This window comes from Microbacterium sp. SA156 (assembly GCF_049065455.1).
GTDB lineage: Bacteria > Actinomycetota > Actinomycetes > Actinomycetales > Microbacteriaceae > Microbacterium > Microbacterium barkeri.
The window spans coordinates 230539-251937 of sequence record NZ_JBAKGU010000005.1 but is presented as its reverse complement, the minus strand read 5'-3'; the positions used below and the strand labels follow the sequence as shown (position 1 = coordinate 251937).

The window sequence follows — 21399 nt, the reverse complement described above, 5'->3', positions numbered from 1 at the left end:
TCATCGCGAAGAACGCGTCGTGGCGTTTCTGTCCGGGGGTGCGGGGGTCGTGGATGATCTCGTCCGGTCCCCACGGGTCTGTGTCGTTGCGGGTCTCGGTGTCGATCCCGTCGAAGAACCCGCCATCGCCATCCGTGTCCGCGCCATCGCTCGCTGCTGCGCCTGCCGCGCAGTCTCCTGCGGCCGCGTCCGCACCGTCCGCACCGTTGTCGGCCGCGTCCGCACCGTGGGCGCCGTTGTCGGCGTCGCCCGCGTCGTCGTCGTCGTGGCTTGTGGTTTCGGTGAAGGTGACGTTGCGGGCGGGGTTGGTGTGGGCGGAGAGGAGGTTCTGCAGGAGGGCGCCGGCTTCGGGGACGAGGGTGCCGTTGACACGGAAGCTCCCGTCGGGCAGGGGTGTGAGGGTGAGGGTGCGGTTGCGGATGGGGCGTTCGGGGTCGGGCGGGAGGCCGTCCGCGGTGAGGACGTCCACCCACGCGTCCGCGTGGGCTTTCACGACGCTCCACGGCACGGCCGCGGCCGTCCCGTCGGGGAACGGCGAGGTGGCCTCTGCTGGGGGTGCGGCCTCGTCCAGGTCGGTCGCGATCGCGCCGGTGGCGATCCCGACGAGGTGACGCTCCATCACCTCGAGCTTGTCGGCCTCGGAGGCGGGCGCGCCGCGGCGGGCGGTGGCGACGGCCTTCACGATCAGCGCCGCCGGCTCGACCCCGAGCAGGCCCGCTTCCACCGCCGCGGCCACCGCCGGGTGCGCCGGCGGCAGGGGGAGCCCGGTGGGGCCTTCCCGGTCGCGGGTGGCTTCATCCAGCCGCACCCGCGCGGACACCGCCGGCGCGGGGATCCCGGTGAGACGCTCGAGCAGTTCCCGCCCGTCCCGGCAGCCCAGCTCTCCCGCGAGGGGCCGTTCCAGGCCCCGCCGGGACCGCCACGCGACCTCTCCTGCCGCCCGCACCCGCAGCGCGTCCACGACCCGCCCCAGCTGCTCCACCCGCGCGGTGAACCCCGCGAGATCTCCCGACGCCACCTCCCCCACCCGCGTGAACAGCCCGTCCAGCAGCCCGACCGCGGCGCACACCGCGCCGACCGGATCATCCTGCCCCTCATCGGGCACCCACGGGAAGGCCATACCCCATGGTAGAACACAAATACGACAAGGCGCAAGACATTTCTCGAAGATTCTTCGAAGATTCGTCGTCCACGGGCTTCCGCGAACGCCTGCCAACCCGTATGGGAACCTTACCGTGAAGCACCGACATTGATCCGCGCAGGTAAGCAGGATGCTTACGACACATGCTCCGTTCGCGCGTGTTTGCGTGTGCGCGGCCGTCTCCATTCGGCGACTCCCGGGGGCGGCTTGCGGCGTTTCGACTGCGCTCGCTGGCGCTCGCTCCGCTCAACGACCGAGATGAAGCCCGCGGCTACGGCTTCCCGGATCGGCTTGCGGCGTTTCGACTGCGCTCGCTAGCGCTCGCTCCGCTCAACGACCGAGGGGGTGAAACCTTGCCCCGCTCAACGACCGAGAAGGCGGAACCCGCCCCGTTCGACGAGCGAAGCCATGCCCGGCTCGGCGCACGGGACCCCTCCCCTACGGGCGAGCGCGTCCCCAGGCCTCGAAGGCCGCCTGGACCTCGTCGAAGAACGCGGTCTTCCCGCGCGTGTAGTCGTCGTAGTCGGCCTTCCCGCGGTTCTCCTCCGAGAGACCGCGCTTCACCTGCTCGTAGCGATCGCGCTGGTCGGGATGGGCGCGGAGCCAGTCTCGGAACCAGACTGCGTACCGCCCCCAGGGGGAGTCCATCCGGCGCACATGGAGGATCGTCGTCCCGTCGCGCCCGACGAAGAGCCGCTTCTCCCACACCTCGTCCGCCACGGCCTCGCTGCCGCGGGCCAGGTCTCTGTGCACGCCGGGCGAATCCGACCGTGAGCCGTGGGCTCGCCGATACCCGATCCGAGCGAACGCGGCGTCCAGCGCCCCTTCTGCCGGCAGCGGGGAGATCCGCACCTGCAGGTCGACGAACGGCTTCGCCGCGAGCCCGGGCACCGACGTCGAGCCGATGTGATCGAGGACGGCCTCGGATCCGCCCTCGACATCCTCAAGCGCCTGAGCGACCGCGGCGAGCTCCTCTCGTGCGATCAGAGACCACGACGGATCATGCGCGACAAGACGCGCAGGGTTGCCTGCATCAGACCGGGGCATGACCCGATTCTCCCCCGCGCGCGGGATCCGGCACGGGCCCGCCGCGCACGAGAATGAGCGCATGACCTCCGCTGTCCGGCTCATCCGCTCGTCCTCGCTGTCCGACGTCGCCGAGTACGCCTACGCGGCGACCGCGCCGAAGGACGCTCGCCTGATCTTCCTCGCCGGAGCCTGCCCGCTGGATGACGACGGCGCCACTGTCGCTCCCGGAGACTACGTCGCGCAGGCCGCCCGCTGTGTCGAGACGCTGACGACCGCGCTCGCCGACGCGGGCGCGACGCTCCGTGACGTGATCAGCACGCGCGTGCTCGTCGCGTCCTCCCGCCAGAGTGACCTCGTGGCCGCGTGGGAGGTCGTCCGAGACGCGTTCGGCGACCACGATGTGCCGAGCACCCTCCTCGGCGTTACCGTCCTCGGCTACGACGACCAGCTCGTGGAGATCGAGGCCGTCGCCGCCGTCGTGGACTGATCGGTGCGCGGGCTCGGCCACCTCGCCCAGATCACGCGCGTCGGCGTCAGAATCGCGCGAGAGCCTCGTCGAGCATCCGGAGTCCCTGCCGCTCGAAGCGCTCGTCGCCGACCCGGTGCGACCAGACAGCGGTCGAGATCGCCTCGCGCAGGAGGGTGAGCGACCAGTCCGGCTCCGTGCGCGGGTCCGCCCCGTACCCCTCGAGGAAGGCGCCCTCGAGGGCGGGCTCGTCTCGCCACTGCTGCACCGCGAGGCGAGCGAGGTCCGTTGCGGCAGGTCTCAGATCGAAGCGCCCGAAGTCGATGATGCGCACGCTTCCCGTGGCGTCCACGAGCCAGTTGCGGGGCTGCCAATCGCCGTGCGTCGGGACGAGCGGCACATGCGCCGGCGCGGATGACCGCAGCACGGCACGCGCGCGCCGCACGATGGCCGCCTCGACTCGATGCGGCTGCTCGAGCATCGCCAGCACTCGCTCGGTCTGCCGCTGCCCGTAGCCGGCCTCATCGTGCTGCGCCTCCGCGTGGAAGACGCGCAGCAGCCGTCCGGCCTGCCGGTGCACGTCCGGAGCGAACTCGGCGCCGCTTCCCTGCACGAGCCGGCCTTCGAGGTACCTCGTCACGAGCACGTTCGCGTCGCGGTCCGCGGCCACGAGCGGTGCCGCCGCGCTCCGGCGCACGAGCGGAGCCGTCGCCCGCTCGTGCGCCGTGATCTCGCGGCCGATGTGGTGGTTCCCGAGGCCAGCGGCCTTGACGATGAACTCGCCCTGCTCCGCCCGCACGTGGAGGACCCGAGTGTCGACCTGCCCCCACGAGAGGTCTGCGATGAGCGCGCTGGTCGGGAGCCACGCCTCCACGAGTGCCGCCTGCGCTCGGGTCGGCAGCGCCTCGCTCCACCAGCCGCCGGTCACGTGACTACGCCCACACCCCGCTCGTACCGCGGCGATGGCTGCCGACGAGGTGGGTGTCAACGATGCCCACGGCCTCCATGAGCGCGAACATCGTGGTCGGGCCGACGAAGCGGAAGCCGCGCTTCTTGAGCGCCTTCGACAGCGCGATCGACTCGGGCGAGGTGGTCGGGATCTCGGCGTACGAGGTCGGCGCGGGCGTCTGCGCGGGTCGGTGACTCCAGATGAAATCGACGAGTCCGCCCTCCGCGCGCAGCTCGACGGTCGCGCGTGCGTTGCCGATGGTCGCGAGGATCTTCGCGCGATTGCGGATGATCCGGGCATCGCCCAGCAGCCGCTCGACGTCGGACTCGTCGAAGGCCGCGACGGCATCCGGATCGAAGCCCGCGAACACCTCGCGGAATGCCGGCCGCTTCCGCAGGATGGTCGCCCACGACAGCCCGGACTGGAACGCCTCCAGGCTCAGCCGCTCGAAGAGGCCCGTCTCGTCGCGGACGGGCATGCCCCATTCCGTGTCGTAGTACGCGCGCATCAGCTCATCGGAAGCCGCCCAGCGCGGGCGGCCGAGACCATCCGGCCCGATGACGAGATCCGCTGAGGCGGCACCGGGGCCGGCCGCGAGGCCGGCCCCGGTGTGCGCGTCGGCCATCAGGGTCGTCGACCCTCGCCGTCGTCCTCGCCTTCCGGAGAGGACGTCGGGATCGCGCCCGTCACGACCGAGACGCTGCCCGCGACGACCGGCGCGGGGCTCATCCCGCCCGGAGCCGGAGCCGAGTCCGCATCGGCGCCGTCAGCCTCCGCCTCCGCGGGCTCGGCCTCCGCGGCGTCGAGGTCGACGACGGCGTGCTCGAACTGCGACTGGTACAGCCGCCAGTACGCCCCCTCCTTGCGGATGAGCTCGTCGTGCGTGCCCTGCTCGACGATGTCGCCGTGCTCCATCACGAGGATGAGGTCGGCGTCGCGGATCGTGGAGAGGCGGTGCGCGATCACGAACGACGTGCGGCCCTCGCGCAGCGCCGCCATCGCGTGCTGCAGCAGCAGCTCGGTGCGGGTGTCGACCGAGCTCGTCGCCTCGTCGAGGATGAGCACGCTCGGTCGGCGCACGAACGCGCGCGCGATCGTGATGAGCTGGCGCTCGCCCGCCGACACGTTGGCCGCGTCCTCATCGAGGACCGTGTCGTACCCGTCGGGCAGCGAGTGCACGAACCGGTCGACGTACGTGGCCTTCGCGGCGGCGAGGATCTCCTCGTCCGTCGCCGACTCGCGTCCGTAGCGGATGTTGTCGCGGATGCTGCCCGCGAACAGCCACGGGTCCTGCAGGACCATTCCGGTCCGCGAGCGGACATCCTCGCGCGTGAGCTGCGAGATGTCCTGTCCGTCGAGCAGGATGGCGCCGCCGTCGAGCTCGTAGAACCGCATGATGAGGTTCACGAGCGTCGTCTTGCCCGCACCCGTGGGCCCGACGATCGCGACCGTCTGACCCGGCTCGACCCGGAACGAGAGGTCGCGGATGAGCGGCTTCTCGGGAGAGTAGGAGAAGGACACGTTGCGGAACTCGATGACGCCGCGTCCGTCGGGGACGGCGGGCGCGTTCTCGGCGTCGGGCTCCTGCTCCTCCTCGTCGAGCAGCGCGAACACGCGCTCGGCCGAGGCCGTTCCCGACTGGACGACCGGCAGCATGCCGCCGAGCTCGGTGAGCGGCTGCGTGAACTGCTGCGAGTACTGCACGAACGCCTGCACGTCGCCGATGCGGATCTGGCCGCTCGCGACCATGATGCCGCCGAGCACCGCGATGCCGACGTACGTGAGCGAGCCGACGAACTGCATGCTCGGCATCATGATGCCCGAGAGGAACTGCGCCTTGAACGCGGCCTGGTAGAGCTCCTCGTTCTCCTCCTGGAAGGCGGCGGCCGTGGAGCGCTCGCGGCCGAAGACCTTCACGAGCGCGTGACCCGAGAACGACTCCTCGACGCGGGCGTTGAGACGGCCGACCTTGCGCCACTGCGTCTGGAACGCCTTCTGCGACGCGGGCCCGATGCCGAGCATGATGAACGCGATGAGCGGCAGCGCGACGAGGGCGACGAGCGCGAGCTGCCACGAGATCGAGAACATCATGATGAGCACGCCGACCACGGTGAGCAGCGACGTGATGGCTCCCGACAGCGCCTGCTGGAGCGTCTGGGTCATGTTGTCGATGTCGTTCGTGACGCGCGAGATGAGCTCGCCGCGCTGCACGCGGTCGAAGTAGGCCAGCGGCAGGCTGTTGATCTTGCGCTCGACCTGCTCGCGCAGGTTGAACATCGTGCGCACCATGATCACGTTGATCACGTAGCCCTGGATCCACTGCAGCAGGGACGACACGACGTAGATCGCGAGCGCCCACACGATGACCACGCGGAGCGCGTCGAAGTCGACTCCCGCTCCGAGCTCGAAGTGGGTCATCGCCGCGACGACGTTCGCGAGGTCGTTCTGCCCTGCGGCGCGCAGAGCGGCCACGACCTCGTCCTGCGAGGCGCCGGCCGGGAACTGGTCGGCGAGCGTCAGCGAGAGGACGCCCTCGAAGACGATGTTCGTCGCCTCGCCCAGCACCTTAGGCGCGATCACGGCGAGCACGACGCCGACCGCTCCGAGGAGCGAGACGAGCGCGAACACCCACGCGTAGGGGCGGAGGAGGCCGATGAAGCGGCCGAAGCTCTTGCCGAAGTCGGCGGCCTTGCCGGGGGCGACCGAGTCCCAGTCCCCCGAGTTCAGGCGCGCCTGCTCGGCGAGCTCGAGCTCGAGCTGCTCGTCGATCTCGGCCTGCGTCTTCTTGTCGCTCACGCTTCCACTCCCAGCTGCGATTCGACGATCTCGCGGTAGGTGCGGTTCGTCGCGAGGAGCTCCTCGTGCGTCCCGGAGCCCACCATCTTCCCGTCGTCGAGCACGATGATGCGATCGGCGTCCGTGATCGTCGACACGCGCTGCGCGACGACGATCTTCGTGACGTGCGGCAGCTCGCGCCACAGCGCCTGCCGCAGACGCGCGTCCGTCGTGAGGTCGAGTGCGGAGAACGAGTCGTCGAACACGAGGATGTCGGGGTTGTGCACGATCGCGCGCGCGATCGAGAGCCGCTGCCGCTGGCCGCCCGACACGTTCGTGCCCCCCTGCGCGATCCGCGAGTCGAGGCCATCCGGCATCTCCTCGACGAAGTCCTTCGCCTGCGCGATCTCGAGCGCCTTCCAGATCTCCTCGTCGGTGGCGTCCTCGCGGCCGAACCGCAGGTTGCTGGCGACCGTGCCGCTGAACAGGAACGGGCGCTGCGGCACGAGGCCGATGCCGCTCCACAGCCTCTCGAGGTCGGCCGAGCGCACATCGACGCCCTGCACCTGCACCTGCCCGGCGGTCGCGTCGAACAGACGCGGGATGAGCGACACGAGGGTCGTCTTGCCGGAGCCGGTCGATCCGATGATCGCGACGGTCTCCCCCGGCTCGGCGTGGAAGGTGATGCCCTCGAGCACGGGCGACTCCGCGCCCGGATAGGTGAACGCGACGTTCTGCATCCGGACGGACCCGCGGCGCGGGAACTCGGTCACGGGCCTGTCGGGGCGCAGGAGGGTCGACTCGCTCTCGAGGACGGCGCCGACGCGGTCGGCCGAGACGGCCGCGCGCGGGATCATGATCGTCATGAAGCTCGCCATCATCACGCCGCCGAGGATCTGGCCGACGTACTGCATGAAGGCGAACAGCGTGCCGATCTGGGTCTCGCCCGCGTCGACCTGGATGCCGCCGAACCACACGACGCCGACGATCGTCACGTTGAGCACGAGCATGACGAGCGGGAACATCAGCACGAAGAGGGAGCCGACCTTGCGGCCGACGACCATGATGTCGGTGTTGGCGAGGCGGAAGCGCTCCTCCTCGATCGCCTCGCGCACGAAGGCGCGGACGACGCGCACGCCCGTGAGCTGCTCGCGCATGACGCGGTTCACGCCGTCGAGCTTCTCCTGGTAGGCGCGGAAGAGCGGCACCATGCGGCCGATGATGAGGCCGGCGACGATGAGCAGGGTCGGGATCGAGACCGCGAGGATCCAGCTGAGGCCGATGTCCTGCCGGAGCGCCATGATGATGCCGCCGATGGCGAGCATGGGCGCCTGGACGAGCATCGTCGCGCTCATCATGGACACCATCTGGATCTGCTGCACGTCGTTCGTGTTGCGCGTGATGAGCGAGCCGGCGCCGAACTGCGACACCTCGCGCTCGGAGAACGCGCTCACCTTGCCGAACACGTCGCGGCGGATGTCGCGGCCCGCGCTCATGGCGGCGCGCGCGGCGCAGTAGGTCGCCACGATCGACGTGAGGATCTGGCCGAGCGAGACGGCGAGCATGAACATGCCCGTGCGGATGATGTAGCCGGTGTCGCCGCGGGCGACGCCGTTGTCGATGATGTCGGCGTTCAGCGTGGGAAGGTAGAGCGCCGCGAGCGCGGAGCCCAGCTGGAAGACGAGGACGCCGACCAGGAGCCATCGGTATCGACCGAGGTAGCGGATGAGCAGCTTGAGAAGCACCTGGAAAGGATGCCACCGACCTCCGACATCGGCATCCTCCTGAAGGGGGATATCCGCTGACAGCGGAACAGATCCGGATGTCGGGGGCCGGCTGAGCGAGGCCGGCCGTCGGCTCCCTCAGTCCCCCGTCGGCGCGGCGGCCTCGCGGCGGCCCTCCTCGCGCGCCTGCGCGAGGAGGCGCTCGATGCGGCGGCGCGAGCGACGACGGCCCCACACGCCGGATCCCACGATGAGCGCGATGCCCGCGAGCACGGCCAGCTGGGACCACGGGATCGCCCACAGCCCGGTCTCGATGCGGACCGCGTCGACGGGCGTGCCCTCGCCCTCGCCGACCACGGTCGGGACGACCTCGAGCTCGACGGGGACGGAGAAGAGCGGCCACACGTCGTCCACGGGCACGGTGAACGTCCGCCGATCGCCCGGCAGCAGCTCCTGGTCGATCTCGTCGGGGCCAGGGAACGCCGACTCGCGGCCTCCCGCGGCGGCAGTGCCCGTCACCATGAGCCGCGTGTTGCCCGAGTTCACGACCTCGAACCGCACGACCGCGTCGCCCGGGGCCAGCGGATTCCACGACACGTCGTACTCGGAAGAGACCGCCTCCACGGATGCGGACGGCGTGAGCTCCCCCGCCACCCGCGTCATGACGCGGAAGCCGACGCGCGACTCGACGCCCACCGACGAGCCGTCCTCGCTGACCTGCTGCGACAGGATCGACGCGGCGATCCCCGCGGCGTGGTCGCCGGGGGTCGCGTTCTCGGGAACCGTCGTCGTGAACGGCACGATCTCCACCTCGCCCGCGCCGACGACGACCTCGTCGACCACGTCGATCCACGTGCCCGCGTCGACGGACTCCTCAGTCGACGGCAGCATGCTGAAGCGGCCGTTCTCCTGGAAGTACGCGTCCGCGGTCGTGATGCGGAAGGTCACCTCCTGCTCCGAGAAGTTCCGGATGGCCAGATGCTCGGTCGCGCTCGCGCCCGGGTCCAGCTCCTGCTCGACCCAGGCGCGGCCATCCTCGCCCGACGCGTCGGCCGGCCGCACCGACCAGGTGACCGTCCCGTCGTCCTGCGCCTCCGCGAGCGCGGGCGCCGATGCGCCGAGTGCGAGGAGCAGCGCGAGCGCGAGGGCGGAGACGCGCGGCAGGGCGCGTCGGATCGGGGTCGTGGGGGAAGCCATCGTCGGCCTTTCCGGATCGGATGGGACCGAACGCAGGAGATCCGACCCGGAACGGGGCGGGAACACGGTTCCCGCTCCTCGATCCGCTCGGATCTCCTGCGCTGTGTCCCGCTTATTCGAACAGCGACAGGGTCAGCGTCGACGTGTACGCGCCCGGCGCCGTCTCCGCCGGCACCTTCAGCACCAGCTCAGCCGTCGCCTCCCACGACCCCACCGCCTCCTCGCTCGTGAGCGCCATCGCCAGCAGCTCACGCCCCTGCAGACCGACGTTGTTCGGCCCCTCGTCCAGAACCGTGTCCACATCCGACCCCACCGCGACCGCACCCGACCCGTCATCGGCGACATGAGGACGCCACCCCAGATGATCCGGCGTGATCTCCGCCTGACCCGCATCCCCCACGAAGCTCGACGCCGTGCCCTCGACCCACCAGAACGCGCCGTCCGGGATCTCCTCCGCCGTGCGCGTATCCGTCACCGTCACCGTCGGCAGAGCACCCGTGAACTCCCGCACCAGCTCCGACGACCCCGACTCCGACAGAGACGTCGACGTCCCCGCCACGCTCATCGCCAGAACCCCCGCACCCGTGTCCTCGATCTGCACATTCACATCCACCTCCCCCGACCCCACCTGCTCCTCCGCGAACGCCGCACCCGCGACCCCCGCCAGCAGCACACCGCCCACAGCCGCCACACCCAGCCGCGCCTTCACACCCTGCTTCATCATCGAAACCACCTGCCTCTTACTTCCCATCGGTTCACCGACGAGACGCGCCCTTCGCGCCCCGCCCCATCGCGCGCCCGCCGCAGCGGCGGGCGCCGCCTGCTCATCCGCAGCTCGCGCCCGCGTACGCGACCGTCTTCTCGGTCGTCGCGCCCTGGCCATCCGTCGCCGTGACCGTCAGCGCCCCGGCCGCGATCTCGGCGGACCGCGTCGTCACCGCGACCGCCGCGGCCCTGCCGGGCGCGATGCTCGCGATCGTCTTCTCCCCGTACGCGCTCGAGACCGTCGCCGACACCGGCCGCTCGCTCTCGTTGCGGACCGAGACCGTCAGCATGACCCTCCCCGCGACGCAGCGCGGCGAGACCGTCGCCGAGATCTCGGGGCCGACGGCGGGCACCTCGTGCGGGGCGACGCTCGTGAGCGTCGGCGTCACGGTCTGGAACAGCCCGTCCTCGCCGATCTCGAGCCGGTCGATCGTCGTCTCCCGGTGCGTGCCGTCCCCGCCGGGGATGGCGAACCGGTGATACGCGATGTACCAGTCGTCGGTGCCCGGCACGTTGATGATCGAGCTGTGCCCCGTGCCCCTGATCCCGAGTGCGGTGTCCTTCTGCAGGATCACGCCGCGATACGTCCAGGGGCCGTCGAGGCTCGTGGCCGTCGCATAGCCGACGCGGTAGTTCTCCGAGCCGGTGTCGTCGATCGAGTACGTCAGGTGGTAGAGCCCGTCGCGGTAGTTGAGGAACAGCCCCTCGCGGAAGTCCGTGAGACCCGCGATGCGCCTCAGCGTGCCCGCCTTGAGCGAGGCCATGTCGTCGCCGAGCTCGGCGATGACCGGACCGTTCGACGGCCCGCCGTTGCCCCACGCGAGGTAGTACCGGCCGGACACCGGGTCGCGGAACGCGGCGGGATCGATCGCCTGACCCGAGGTCACGGCCTCGTTGTTCAGGATCATCGCCTGCGGCTGCGCCGTGAAGGGCCCCGTGGGGCTGTCGGCGACCGCGACCCCGATCGTCTTGCGACCCAGGGCCGTGTTGTGCCCCGAGAAGTAGAACCAGTACCTGCCGTCGCGCTCGATGATCGTCGGCGCCCACGCGTTGCCGCTCGCCCACGGCACGTCGCCGTTCGCGCCGTCGAGGGTCAGGATGGGCTCCTCCGAGCGCGTCCACTCCACGAGGTCCTTCGAGCTCCAGACGTAGAACTCCTTGCCGCCCCACCCCGCGTAGCCGTCGCTGGTCGCATAGATGTAGTACGTGTCGCCGAACACGGCGATGTTCGGATCGGCGTACAGACCCGGCAGCACGGGGCTGCTCATGACCTGCGCCGAGAACGTCCACGTCGTGGTCTGCCCGTCGGCGGTGATCTCGTACGTCACGGGTTCGGTCAGGTCGACGGTCGCCCCCGACGCCGGGGACGCCGTCGCACCCCTGGCGGTGACGAACGTCGGAGCGAGGGAGGACACGTCGGTTCCCGGCACGACCGGCAGGACGACGGTGTGCTCGGCCTGGTCGACGATCGGCGCGACCTTGAGCGCCGCGGGGTCGGCGAGCGACACCTCGCCGATCGCGCCCGGGGCTCCCGCCGTCTCGAGGACCTCGCGCGCCGTGAGGGCGCGGTCGTAGATCGCGAACTCGCGGAACCGGCCCGTGAAGCGCGCGTCCTGCTCGTAGAGCGACCGGCCGAGGTAGTTCGCCCAGGTCTCGCCACCCGAGATGTCGCCGGGATCGATCGTGACCCCGTCCTTGGTCGCGACGAGCACTCCGTCGAGGTAGAGGCGTGCGGTCTCTCCCTCGAGCGTGTAGGTCAGGTGCGCCCAGCGTCCACGCGGCAGCGGCGACCCATGGCGCACGGTCTGCTCATCCGTGTAGGTGCCGGTCGTGATGCTCGTCCGATACGCGCTGTCGCCCGTCGTGAAGAGGTACCCGCGACCGGCTCCCGCGGCGTCGGTCGTGCCGAGCCCCCAGATGAAGTAGCTGCCGGACTGCGCCGGGTCGACCCAGACGTCGGCGTCCACCGTGACGTCCTCGAGGCCTGCCAGGAGATCATCCGGCAGGTCGACGTAGTCGTCGACGCCGTCGAAGTGCAGCGCGCCATCCGTCCAGGTCGCCCCGTGGATGGCCGCATCGCGTCCGTTCCCCGACACGTCCGTGAGCGTCGCGCCCGCGCCATCCGAGAAGTCGTAGCGCACGACCTCCCCCTCGGCGTTCGAGGAGACGGGATCCTTGCCGGCGTACAGGCCGGCGAGCTCCTCCGCCGTGACCGGGATGACCGTGCCGTGGCGCGGGCTCGCCGGCAGGTCGTACTCGGGTGCGACCGACCATCCGCCCGCCGAGATGTCCTCGGTCACCAGCGGGATGTACCCGCGCCCGCCGTACTCGTCGACGAACAGGTAGTGCCTGCCGCCGCCGTTGACGTCGCCGGGGTTCGACTCGAAGATCGTCGGGCCCTCGACGGCGCTCGTGCCGGCGTCCCGCCCGATGCACGAGTCGATCATGGTCCACTCCTCGAGGGGAGCGCGCAGCGAGGTCGACGACTCCTGGATGATGTCGGAGCACCCGGTCGTGCCGGCGCCCTCGTCCTTCGTGAAGCGGTAGTAGACGCCGTCGGAGCGCGTCACGGTCGAGTCGATCCGCGACATCCCGTCCTGCCAGATCTGCGGCTCGGAGAAGGTGACGAAGTCGCGGGTCGTGGCGTACATCATCCGGTTGTAGGTGCTGCCCGTGTGACCGGGGTCGTCCTCCGCGTAGAGCTTCGATGCCCAGAACACGACGTACGCGCCGAGCTCCTCGTCGTAGTACGCCTCGGGAGCCCACGTGTTGCCGGCCGTGTCGGGTGAGACGCGCACGTGCCGCTGCGCCGACCAGTTCACGAGATCGTGCGACTCCCACACCTCGAGGTACTTGCTGCCCTGGCGCTGCGACGTGTCCCACGAGGTGCCAGAGCCGATCGAGAGGTCGGTCGCGATGAGGTAGAAGGTGTCGCGCTCGGGCGAGCGGATGATGAACGGGTCGCGCAGGCCCTGCTCTCCGTACTGCGACGAGAGGACGGGCAGCCCGCCGTTCAGCTCGTTCCAGGCGAGGGCGTTGTTGCCGTCGCTCGCAGCGAAGTGGATGTTCTCGCCCTCGACCGTGTTGCCCGTGAAGTACGCGAACGCGTAGCCCTCGTACTCCTCCTGGGGGCGCGCGGCGCGCACCGTGAGCGAGAACTCGCGCGTGAGGCCGCCCGCCGTCGCGGTCAGCACGACGTCCTGGTCGGTCGCGCCGCGGGTCACGACGCCCGGGGCGATCTCGCCGTCTGCGCTCGTGCTCACGACGCCCTCGGGTGAGGCCGTCCACGAGATCGGCGTGCCGTGCACCGGCCCCGTCTCGGGGAGCGTGATGTTGCCGCGGACGTCGTCGGCGTTCGGGATGGAGATCGCGTCGAGGTCCGCGCGGAGATCGGCCTCGCCCGCGGCGGGGACCGTGGCGGAGAACGCACGCGTGGCGGTCGCGTCGCCCTTCACAGCCGTCGCCGTGAGCGTGACGTCCGCGGATCCGGATGCGGGCCGCGTGACCTCGCCGGACGGCGAGATGACCGACTCGTCGCTCGATGCCCACGTGATCGCGGATCCGTTCGGCGCGGCCGTCGGCAGCGCGAGGTCGGCGGTGACGTTCGAGAGGTCGCCGAGGGAGAGCGCGTCGACGTCGCGCTGCGCCTTCACCTGGTCGGATGGCTGGAGCGCCGCGACCTCGGATGCCGAGAGCGCGGTGTCGTAGATCCGGAAGTCGCGCAGGCTTCCCGCGAGATGGCGGTCGGAGGAGTAGTTCGAGCGGCCCAGGTAGTTCGCGGACGTGCGCCCTCCGCCGATCTGCCCGGGCTGGATGGTCACGCCCGTCTTGCGGGCGACCTCCGTGCCGTCGAGGTAGAGCACGGCCGTGTCGGTCGCGTCGTCGAGCGTGTAGGTGATCGTCTTCCAGACGCCGCGCGCGAGGTTCGCGCCGCTCGTCGCGGTCTGCTCGCCCGACCAGTTGCCGGTCGTGATCGACGTGCGGTACGCGTTGCCGGTCGAGAAGAGGTAGCCCGTGCCCGAGCTCGACGACGCGGGGTTGCCGAGGCCGTAGATGAAGTAGGGGGTGCCCTGCTCGGGACGGACGAGCACCTCGGTGCTCACGGTGATCGACGTGAGGCCCGCGAGGATGTCGTCGGGCAGCTCGACGTGATCGTCCACGCCGTCGAGGCGGATGCCCTCGCCGCCCGTGAGGGTCGCGCCGCCGAGGATCGCCGCATCCCGGCCGTTGCCGGAGCTGTCGACGGCGACCGAGCCGGTCGTCTCGTCGAGGGCGTAGTGGGCGACGAGGTGCTCGTCGGCGGCCGCGGCGTGCACGGGGGCGATGCCCGCCGCGACGATGCCGAGGGTCGTCGCCGTCGCGAGGACGGCGCGGCGCGCGAGACCGCGCGCGCGGGTGGGGGCGACCATGCGCTCTCCTTCGAGGGGTCGTGGCAACGTCGGGTTGTTACCGGTATCAGATGTTAGCGTCACCACTCGCCCGGGACAAGGATTCGTGCCCGGCCTTCTTCATGTCTCACTCGTCGTTGGAAAGGCGGCGCCAAACCCACCGCGGGTGAGACATGCAGGCAGGTGGACCCCCGGCCCTCGTCCCCGTGTCTCACTCGCCGCGGGAAAGGCGGGGCCGATCCCGCGGCGAGTGAGACATGGATGGCGCGGGATCAGCCGCAGGTGGTGGCCTCGTAGGCGATCTCGCGGACGGCGGCGGTGCCATCCGCGCCCTCCGCGGCGACCTCGACGGAGCCGGCCGGGATCGCCGCCTGACGCGTCGTGAACGAGACGGACGCCCGCGCCCCCGGGGCGAGGTCCTTCTTCGTCTTCACCCCGTACGGCGACGTCACCGTCGCGGTGAGCACGGTCTCGTCTTCGTTCTCCACCGTGACGGTCTGCACGACGCGGCCCGCGACGCAGCGCGCCCCCACCTCGGCCCCCAGCGCGAGCGCGGACTCCACCACCGTCACCTCGACGCTCACCGCACGGTTCGCAGGAGCGACCTCCTCATCGGCCTCCTGGTCGAACACGGGCATGCCGTCGGCCGCCCAGTGCACCCGGCGCACGAACGTGTCGCGCCCCGTGAGGCCGAGATTGTCGGTCCGCGCATGGAAGACGTAGAGCAGGTTGCCGTCCTCGTCGGTCGACCACATGCCGTGCCCCGTCCCCAGCTGCCATGCGCCGTTGAACGGCCCCGACTTCTGGATCGGATAGTTGAGCTTCGTCCACGCCGCGGGGTCGGTGAGGTCGATCCCCTCCCCCGCCGTCGCCGTGGCAAGACCGGTGGTGTAGGTGTCGCCCACGGTCGAGCCCGAGTAGATGAGGAAGAGCGTGCCGTCGTGCGCGAGCACGTTGGGCCCCTCGGCGATGACGTTGTCCCATGCGTACTCCGGCACGACGATCCGCACCGGATCCGACGTGATCCGCGTCGGGTCGGACGGGTCCATCGTCGCGATGAAGACGGAGCCGAGCATCTGCCACACGTAGTACGACTGCCCCGAGTCCTCGACGTACGTCATGTCGAGCGAGATGCCCTGGGCGGCGTTGAGCGCCGTCCCGTCCGCGCGCACGACGTGCTCGGCCTTCGTCCAGTTCGCCGGGACCGCCGGATCGAGGTCGTTCCCCTGCGCGTCCTTCTTCAGCTGGATGATCGAGGAGCGCCCCGTCCACATGTCGGGGCGCCCGTTCGCGCCGTCGTAGCAGGGCATGAAGAGGATCGACAGCGTGCCGTCGATGACGTGGAACTCAGGAGCCCAGAAGCACCCCGTCATGGCCTTGCCGTATGCGTCGAGGTCGCCGTCGCGCAGCAGATCGACCTCGGTGTTGCGCCCCGAGCGGATGGCCTCATCCGAGAGATCCTCGATCGTGTCGGCGATCCGGAACGGCATGTGCGGGCCGTTCGCGGGGTCGATCGGATTCATGTGGAGGTCTTCCGTGGCGATCATGAGGAACTTCGTCTGGCCGTTCCACTCGTAGCGGAAGACGGATGGATCGGCGCGCTCGTCCGCGAAAGGCGTCGGATAGGCCTGCTGCGCGATCATCCCCGTCACCTCGTACGTACCGGGCGTCGAGGTGTCCACGGCCGCGAGAGAGGCAGGATCCCAGTCGATCGCGCGCGTCGCGGTCGATCCGTCGTCGTAGGCGAGCTCGGCGCGCGGCGGGAGCGCCGACGCTTCGAGGGGAGCGCCTGCGGCGACGTCGACGCCGTCGAGGGGCGCGACGGTCGTGTTCGCGATCCGCCCGAAGCGCACCTGCAGAGGGCGCGCGACGTCATCCGTCACCGCGATCGCGTTGCCGCTCGCGTAGTCCTCGACGCCGGTCTCGGACTCGCCGGCCGTCGCCGACACGGCCCCGCGCTCGACCGGACCGCGCGTCGCAGCGTCGGCGAGGTCGGCGAACGTCGTGTGCATCGCGGCGCCGCCGTCCGAGGTCCAGGAGACGACGTACCGCCGCGTCGCGGAGTCCCAGACCACGGCCGGATCGTTCACGCCGCTCGTCACGCCGAGGTCGACGAGGCCGACCTCCTCGTAGGACAGGAGGTCGGTGCTGCGCGCGAAGAGCATGCGCCCGCTCTGCGTGCCGTCGGATCCGCCGCCGCGCGCCGTCCGCGTCGCCACGATTCCGAACGAGCCGTCCTCGAGATAGAACAGGTGCGGGCTCCTCAGGCTCCGCAAGATGGCCTCGGTCGTGCCGTTCGGACCAGGAGTCTGCGCGGTCTTGGCGAAGAAGACGCCGTAGTTCTCGTTGAGCGGCGCCCATCCGCCATCCTGTCCGAGTGCGAGGTGCATGCTCAGCGCGATGTCGGCGTTGTTGGCCTCGGCGGCCGTCGTCGGCAGACGGTCGTAGGCGAGCAGCGGCGTCGACGCATCGGCCGGGAGCACGCGCACCGCGTACGTGCGCGTGGCGCTCGCGCCCGTTGCCGCGTCGGTCGCGGTCACCGAGATCTCCCCGTCGACCGGCTCGTCGGCGTCGGTCGAGATCGCCTCGTCGACCGTGAGGCCCTCGCTGACCGCGGTCACCGCGATGTCGACGCCCTCGGGTGCGGCAGGAAGGGCCGTGCCGGACGCGACGACCGAGGGGATGACGAACCGCTGCGCGAGCCGCTCGATGCGCTGCGCGGGGGTCTCGTCGGAGGGCAGCACGGTCACCGCGATCGAGGTGCTCGCGCGCGCACCGCGGATCTCGACCGTGGCCGTGAGCGTGACCTCGACCGGGGACTCTCCCTGGAGCGGCGGGGTGACGGCGCCGTCGGGAGCGACGATCGCGGGATCGCTCGACGTCCACGTCACCTGGCCGCCCGCGGTCGGCAGGTCGATGTCGTCGCTCGTCTCGAGATCGGACAGGCCCAGGCCATCCAGGATTCCCTGCGCCTCGGCGCGCAGCTCGTCCGCGTGGACGAGCGCGTCAGAAGCCGACACGTCGGCCACCTCCGCCGCGGTGAGGGCGCGGTCGTACACGCGGAACGACGACAGCGCACCCTGGAAGAGCGGGTCGGGCCACGGCGCGCGGCCGATCGTGTTGAGCGACTGGTCGACGATGTCGGCCGGGGTCGCTCCGAGGGCGCCCTCTGCCACGAGCGCGCCGTCGAGATAGAGGCGCCCCGTGCCGTCGGCGTCGACGACCGAGGCGACGTTGACCCACCGGTCGGCCGTGACGCCGCATGAGCCCGACTGCACGAGCCTCTCGGCCCCGGCGGCCTTGAGGCCGACGAGCGGCGAGCGCCCCGAGCCGCAGTTCAGCGACGCGAAGAAGTACTCGGTCGCCGAGGACTCGTTGCCGATGTTCCAGAGGAAGTGGAAGCCGCCGAGCATCGCCTCCGACGCCTTCACCTCCGCGACGACCGTCGCGGAGGTCTCGCCCTTCAGCAGGTCGTCGGGCAGCTCGACCCAGTTGCCCGGCCCGTCCTTCGCCCCTCCGCGCAGCGTCAGGGCGTCGCCGGTCCAGTCGGCGTCCTGCGCGTTGCGCACGATCGCGGCTCCGAACGGCGAGCCGGGCGCCGTGTTCGACACCTCCGCCCCGGTCGTCTGCCCGAACGCGTACTGGGCGAGGAGCCCGTCAGACGGAGCGTCGGCGAACGCCGCTGTCGCCCCCGTCCCCAGGATCATCGCGCCGACGGCCATGGCCGTCGCCGCTCGTCGCCGGAAGGTCTGCTTCATTGCACTCTCCATCGTTGTAAATCGCCGCGGCCGCGGCGGGCGGTGGTTGAAGTCGCCGGGCATCGGCCGGGTGGCCCGGATTCGGGGGTGGGGGGGTCGGGGTGGCCAGTCCCGGGCGGCCAGTCCGGGATGTCGGACGGCCAGTCCGGGATGTCGGACGGCCAGTCCGGGATGTCTCACTCGCCGCGGGAAAGGGGGCGTCTTTCCCGCGGCGAGTGAGACATGCTGACCCGGGCGTCAGCCGACGCGGCCGGGGTCAGCCGACGCGGCCGTGCGTCAGGGCCCGGGGTCAGCCGCAGGTGACGGCGGCGTAGGGCGCGTCGATATCGGCGCCGCCGGCCGCCGCGGTGACGACGCCGGCGGGGATGGCCGCGGTGCGCGTCGGGAACGCGACCGAGCCGCTCGCGTCGGGCTGCAGCGCCGCGAGGGTCTTCGCTCCGAAGCTCGACGACAGGGCGACGTCGACCGCCTTGGCTCCGACGTTCGTCGCCTTCACGACGACGGTCGCCTTCCCGCCGACGCAGCGCGTCGACGCCGAGACCTCGAGCGGCGCCGTCACCGTGACGGTCGCCTCCACGGGCGCGCGGGACGCGTCCTGCGCGACGCCCCGCACGGTGAACGTGCCGGGCTGCGCGTATGCGGCCGGGTCGATCGCATCCCAGACGACCGCGACATTCTGCTCCGAGCCATCCGCCATCGTCAGGTGCGCACCGGGCAGCGCCGGCGCCGTGCCCGGGGGCGTCGTCACGGCGATCGCGTCGGCCTCGGCCACCGCGAGGTCGGGCGCGAACGCCTCGAGCACCGTCTCGTACTCCTCGCGGGTCACGGGCAGCACCGTGCCGTGCCGCGGCTTGCCGCCATCGGCGTTCTGCGGCAGGTTCTCCCGCAGCGTGGCGCCGACGGGCTGCCACGCATCGCCGTCGGCGATGTCGTCGGTCGCGAACGGGATGTAGTAGTTCGGCCCCGCGTGGTACGACGGCTGGTCGATGAACAGGTACCACTCGTACCCGTTCACGTCGCCGTCGTTCGCCGGGAAGATGCTCGGCCCCTCGCCCTGGGTGAAGGTGCCGCCGGGCTCGCCGTTCGGCAGCCCGGTCGCGACCTGGTCCTTCACGAGCGTCCACTCGTCGGCCGCGCCCTCGCCGTCCGGCAGGGTGCCCGCGACGGTCGCGAGCAGGTCCGTCGAGCGCTCCTGGCGGATCGTCATGGACGCCTCGTCCTTGAGGAACCGGTAGTACGTGCCGTCGACCCTGGCGATCGTCGCGTCGATCGTCCCGCGGCCGGTGCCGCGCTTCACGTCGACCCACGGGCGCGCCTCGGAGAACGTGACGAAGTCGTCGGTCGTCGCGTACATCATGCGGTTGTACGTCACGGCCGTCCGGTCGGCGGGATCCGTCGTGTCGTAGAGGTTCGAGGCCCAGTACACGACGTACGTGTCGAGCTCCTCGTCCCAGTACGCCTCGGGCGCCCAGGTGTTCCCCGCGAAGTCGCTCGACACCTTGACATGGCGCTGCTCCGACCAGTGCACGAGGTCGTTCGACTCCCAGACCTCCATGTGCAGCGAGCCCGTGCGCTGGGCGGCGTCGAAGCCGCCGGCCAGGCCCGCGACCTTGAGGTCGGTGGCGAGCATGTAGAAGCGGTCGCCCTCCGCCGAGCGGATGATGAACGGGTCGCGCAGGCCCTGCGTGCCCTGCGTCGACGTGAAGAGCGGCTGCCCGTCGTTGAGCGTGTTCCAGCGGAGGGCGTCGTTGCCGCGCGAGGCGGCGAGGCTCACGCGCTCGGCGCCGTCGCCCTCGCCCGTGAAGAAGGCCCACACGTACGCCTCCTCCTCTGCCGTGTCGGATGGCAGGGGCTGGATGGCCAGGGCGATCTCGCGGGTTCGCGTCGCGTCGCCGACGCGGGCTGTCGCCGTCAGGAGGACGTCGACCGCCTCCTCGCCGGCCGCGGGCCGCTCCACGACGAGGGTCTGCGTGCCCTCGGCCGCGCCGGCGCGCAGCGAGACCGGAGCACCCTCGGGCACCGTCCAGCTGATCGCCGATCCGTGCGCGCCGGTCGTGGGCACGGAGACGTTCGTCCGCACGTCTGCGGCGTTCGCGATCTCGATCGCCGCGAGGTCGCCATCCGCCTTCTCCGCGTCGGTGAGGTCCTCCGGGACCGTCACGGCGAACGTCGCCGTGCGCGTCTGCTCTCCCGCGGTGAACACGGCGGTCAGGGTCACGGCCGCGTCGCCCGCGCCCGGTGCGGGGCGCACCACGGTCGCCGATCCGCCCGAGATCGCGATCGCGGGGTCATCCGAGCTCCACGCGATCGACGTGCCGTACGCGGTCGTCGGCAGCGCGAAGTCGGCCTCCGCGGTCGCGGGCACGTCGACCGACGCCACCGCGCGATCGAGGGCGCCGTCGCTGTAGAGCGCGGCGGCCTCGGTCGGGTCGAGCGCCTCGCCGTACACCGCGAGATCGTCGATGTCTCCCGCGAAGAAGGGGTCGCGGTACGTCGAGCGGCCGAGGTAGGCGACGAGGCTGCTGCCGAAGCTCGCGACGTCGCGCGCGATGGCGTGCTCGGCGGCCTTCTCGCCGTTCACGTAGAGGGTGAGCCGCCCGTTCGTACCGTCGATCACGGTCGTGTAGAGCGCCATCCCGGCGGGCGTGCGCACCCCAGCGGTCGGCGTGCCGGTGGCGCCGGCGCCGACCTCGGTGCCCCACGGCGCCGATGCGCTGACCGTGTTCGTGACGACGGACTTCACGTAGCCGCTCGGATTCGACGGGTTGAGGAGCCAGTATCCGCTCGAGTACGACGCGCCGCTCGCGACGGGCGCGCCGATGAACGCCGCGGCGAGGTTCCCCGGCCCCGAGCGGTGCGATGCCCACATCGACACGGTGAGGTCCTTGCGGCCGATGAGGTCATCTGTCGGCAGCTCGACGTAGGCTGCTGAGCTCGTGGCCGATCCGCCCGGGAGCGACAGCACACCGTCGGCGAAGGCCGCGCCGGACTGCCGCAGGACGCCGTGATTGCCGTTGCCGCTGAGGTCGTCGATCGTGACGCCGTCCGCGGGCGCCGCGTCGAACGCGTAGTGCAGAAGGGGCGCGGCGTCCTCGGCAGCGGCCGGAGCCGTCGCCGCCGCGAGCCCGACGGTCAGGGCCGCCGCGATGCCGATCGCGGCGGGTCGGAGCGTTCTTCTCAAGGTCGTGCCTCTCGTCGTCGAGAACG

The 21399-nt window shown here is 71.0% G+C and carries 12 protein-coding genes; 1 reads left to right on the top strand and 11 read right to left on the bottom strand.

The features are described 5' to 3' along the window. Together ACOWU6_RS07055 and ACOWU6_RS07050 are read right to left on the bottom strand one after the other, a co-directional pair. Positions 1-1120 (bottom strand): DUF222 domain-containing protein (locus ACOWU6_RS07055; protein WP_421075227.1); only part of this gene is annotated, 1120 nt, incomplete at its 3' end. Between the two features lie 459 nt (positions 1121-1579). Next, positions 1580-2188, bottom strand: coding sequence for a GrpB family protein (locus ACOWU6_RS07050; protein WP_421075226.1), 609 nt, complete (start codon positions 2186-2188; stop codon positions 1580-1582). A 61-nt stretch (positions 2189-2249) separates the two neighbouring features. Here ACOWU6_RS07050 and ACOWU6_RS07045 point away from each other — a divergent pair, with 61 nt between their 5' ends. After that, on the top strand, positions 2250-2657 hold the full coding sequence (locus ACOWU6_RS07045; RefSeq protein WP_421075225.1) for a RidA family protein: 408 nt from the start codon (positions 2250-2252) through the stop codon (positions 2655-2657). Positions 2658-2703: 46 nt separating this feature from the next. On the opposite strand, the gene ACOWU6_RS07040 is transcribed toward ACOWU6_RS07045, so the two are convergent. The 9 genes from ACOWU6_RS07040 to ACOWU6_RS07000 form a co-directional block, all read right to left on the bottom strand. Next, on the bottom strand, positions 2704-3564 hold the full coding sequence (locus ACOWU6_RS07040; protein WP_421075224.1) for a phosphotransferase: 861 nt from the start codon (positions 3562-3564) through the stop codon (positions 2704-2706). Between the two features lie 4 nt (positions 3565-3568). Continuing rightward, the gene (locus ACOWU6_RS07035; RefSeq protein WP_271172871.1) at positions 3569-4210 is read right to left on the bottom strand and encodes a DNA-3-methyladenine glycosylase I; all 642 of its coding nucleotides are present in this window, start codon (positions 4208-4210) and stop codon (positions 3569-3571) included. Continuing rightward, entirely contained in the window at positions 4210-6381 is a 2172-nt protein-coding gene (locus ACOWU6_RS07030; RefSeq protein ID WP_282978710.1) for an ABC transporter ATP-binding protein, read from the bottom strand. Before ACOWU6_RS07030 ends, ACOWU6_RS07035 begins: the two co-directional genes overlap by 1 nt. Then, positions 6378-8105, bottom strand: coding sequence for an ABC transporter ATP-binding protein (locus ACOWU6_RS07025; protein ID WP_421075223.1), 1728 nt, complete (start codon positions 8103-8105; stop codon positions 6378-6380). The genes ACOWU6_RS07030 and ACOWU6_RS07025 overlap by 4 nt, the downstream gene beginning before the upstream one ends. Positions 8106-8222: 117 nt before the next feature. Further along, entirely contained in the window at positions 8223-9281 is a 1059-nt protein-coding gene (locus tag ACOWU6_RS07020; protein ID WP_421075222.1) for a WxL protein peptidoglycan domain-containing protein, read from the bottom strand. 112 nt (positions 9282-9393) lie between these two features. Continuing rightward, the gene (locus ACOWU6_RS07015; protein WP_271172875.1) at positions 9394-10005 is read right to left on the bottom strand and encodes a hypothetical protein; all 612 of its coding nucleotides are present in this window, start codon (positions 10003-10005) and stop codon (positions 9394-9396) included. A 100-nt stretch (positions 10006-10105) separates the two neighbouring features. Continuing rightward, positions 10106-14455: a family 43 glycosylhydrolase gene (locus ACOWU6_RS07010; protein WP_421075221.1), complete on the bottom strand. Its 4350-nt coding sequence runs from the start codon at positions 14453-14455 to the stop codon at positions 10106-10108. A gap of 251 nt (positions 14456-14706) precedes the next feature. Next, positions 14707-18192: a family 43 glycosylhydrolase gene (locus ACOWU6_RS07005; RefSeq protein ID WP_421075220.1), complete on the bottom strand. Its 3486-nt coding sequence runs from the start codon at positions 18190-18192 to the stop codon at positions 14707-14709. A gap of 289 nt (positions 18193-18481) precedes the next feature. Continuing rightward, positions 18482-21373, bottom strand: a complete 2892-nt coding sequence (locus ACOWU6_RS07000) for an immunoglobulin-like domain-containing protein (protein ID WP_421075219.1) — start codon at positions 21371-21373, stop codon at positions 18482-18484. Positions 21374-21399: the final 26 nt, after the last annotated feature.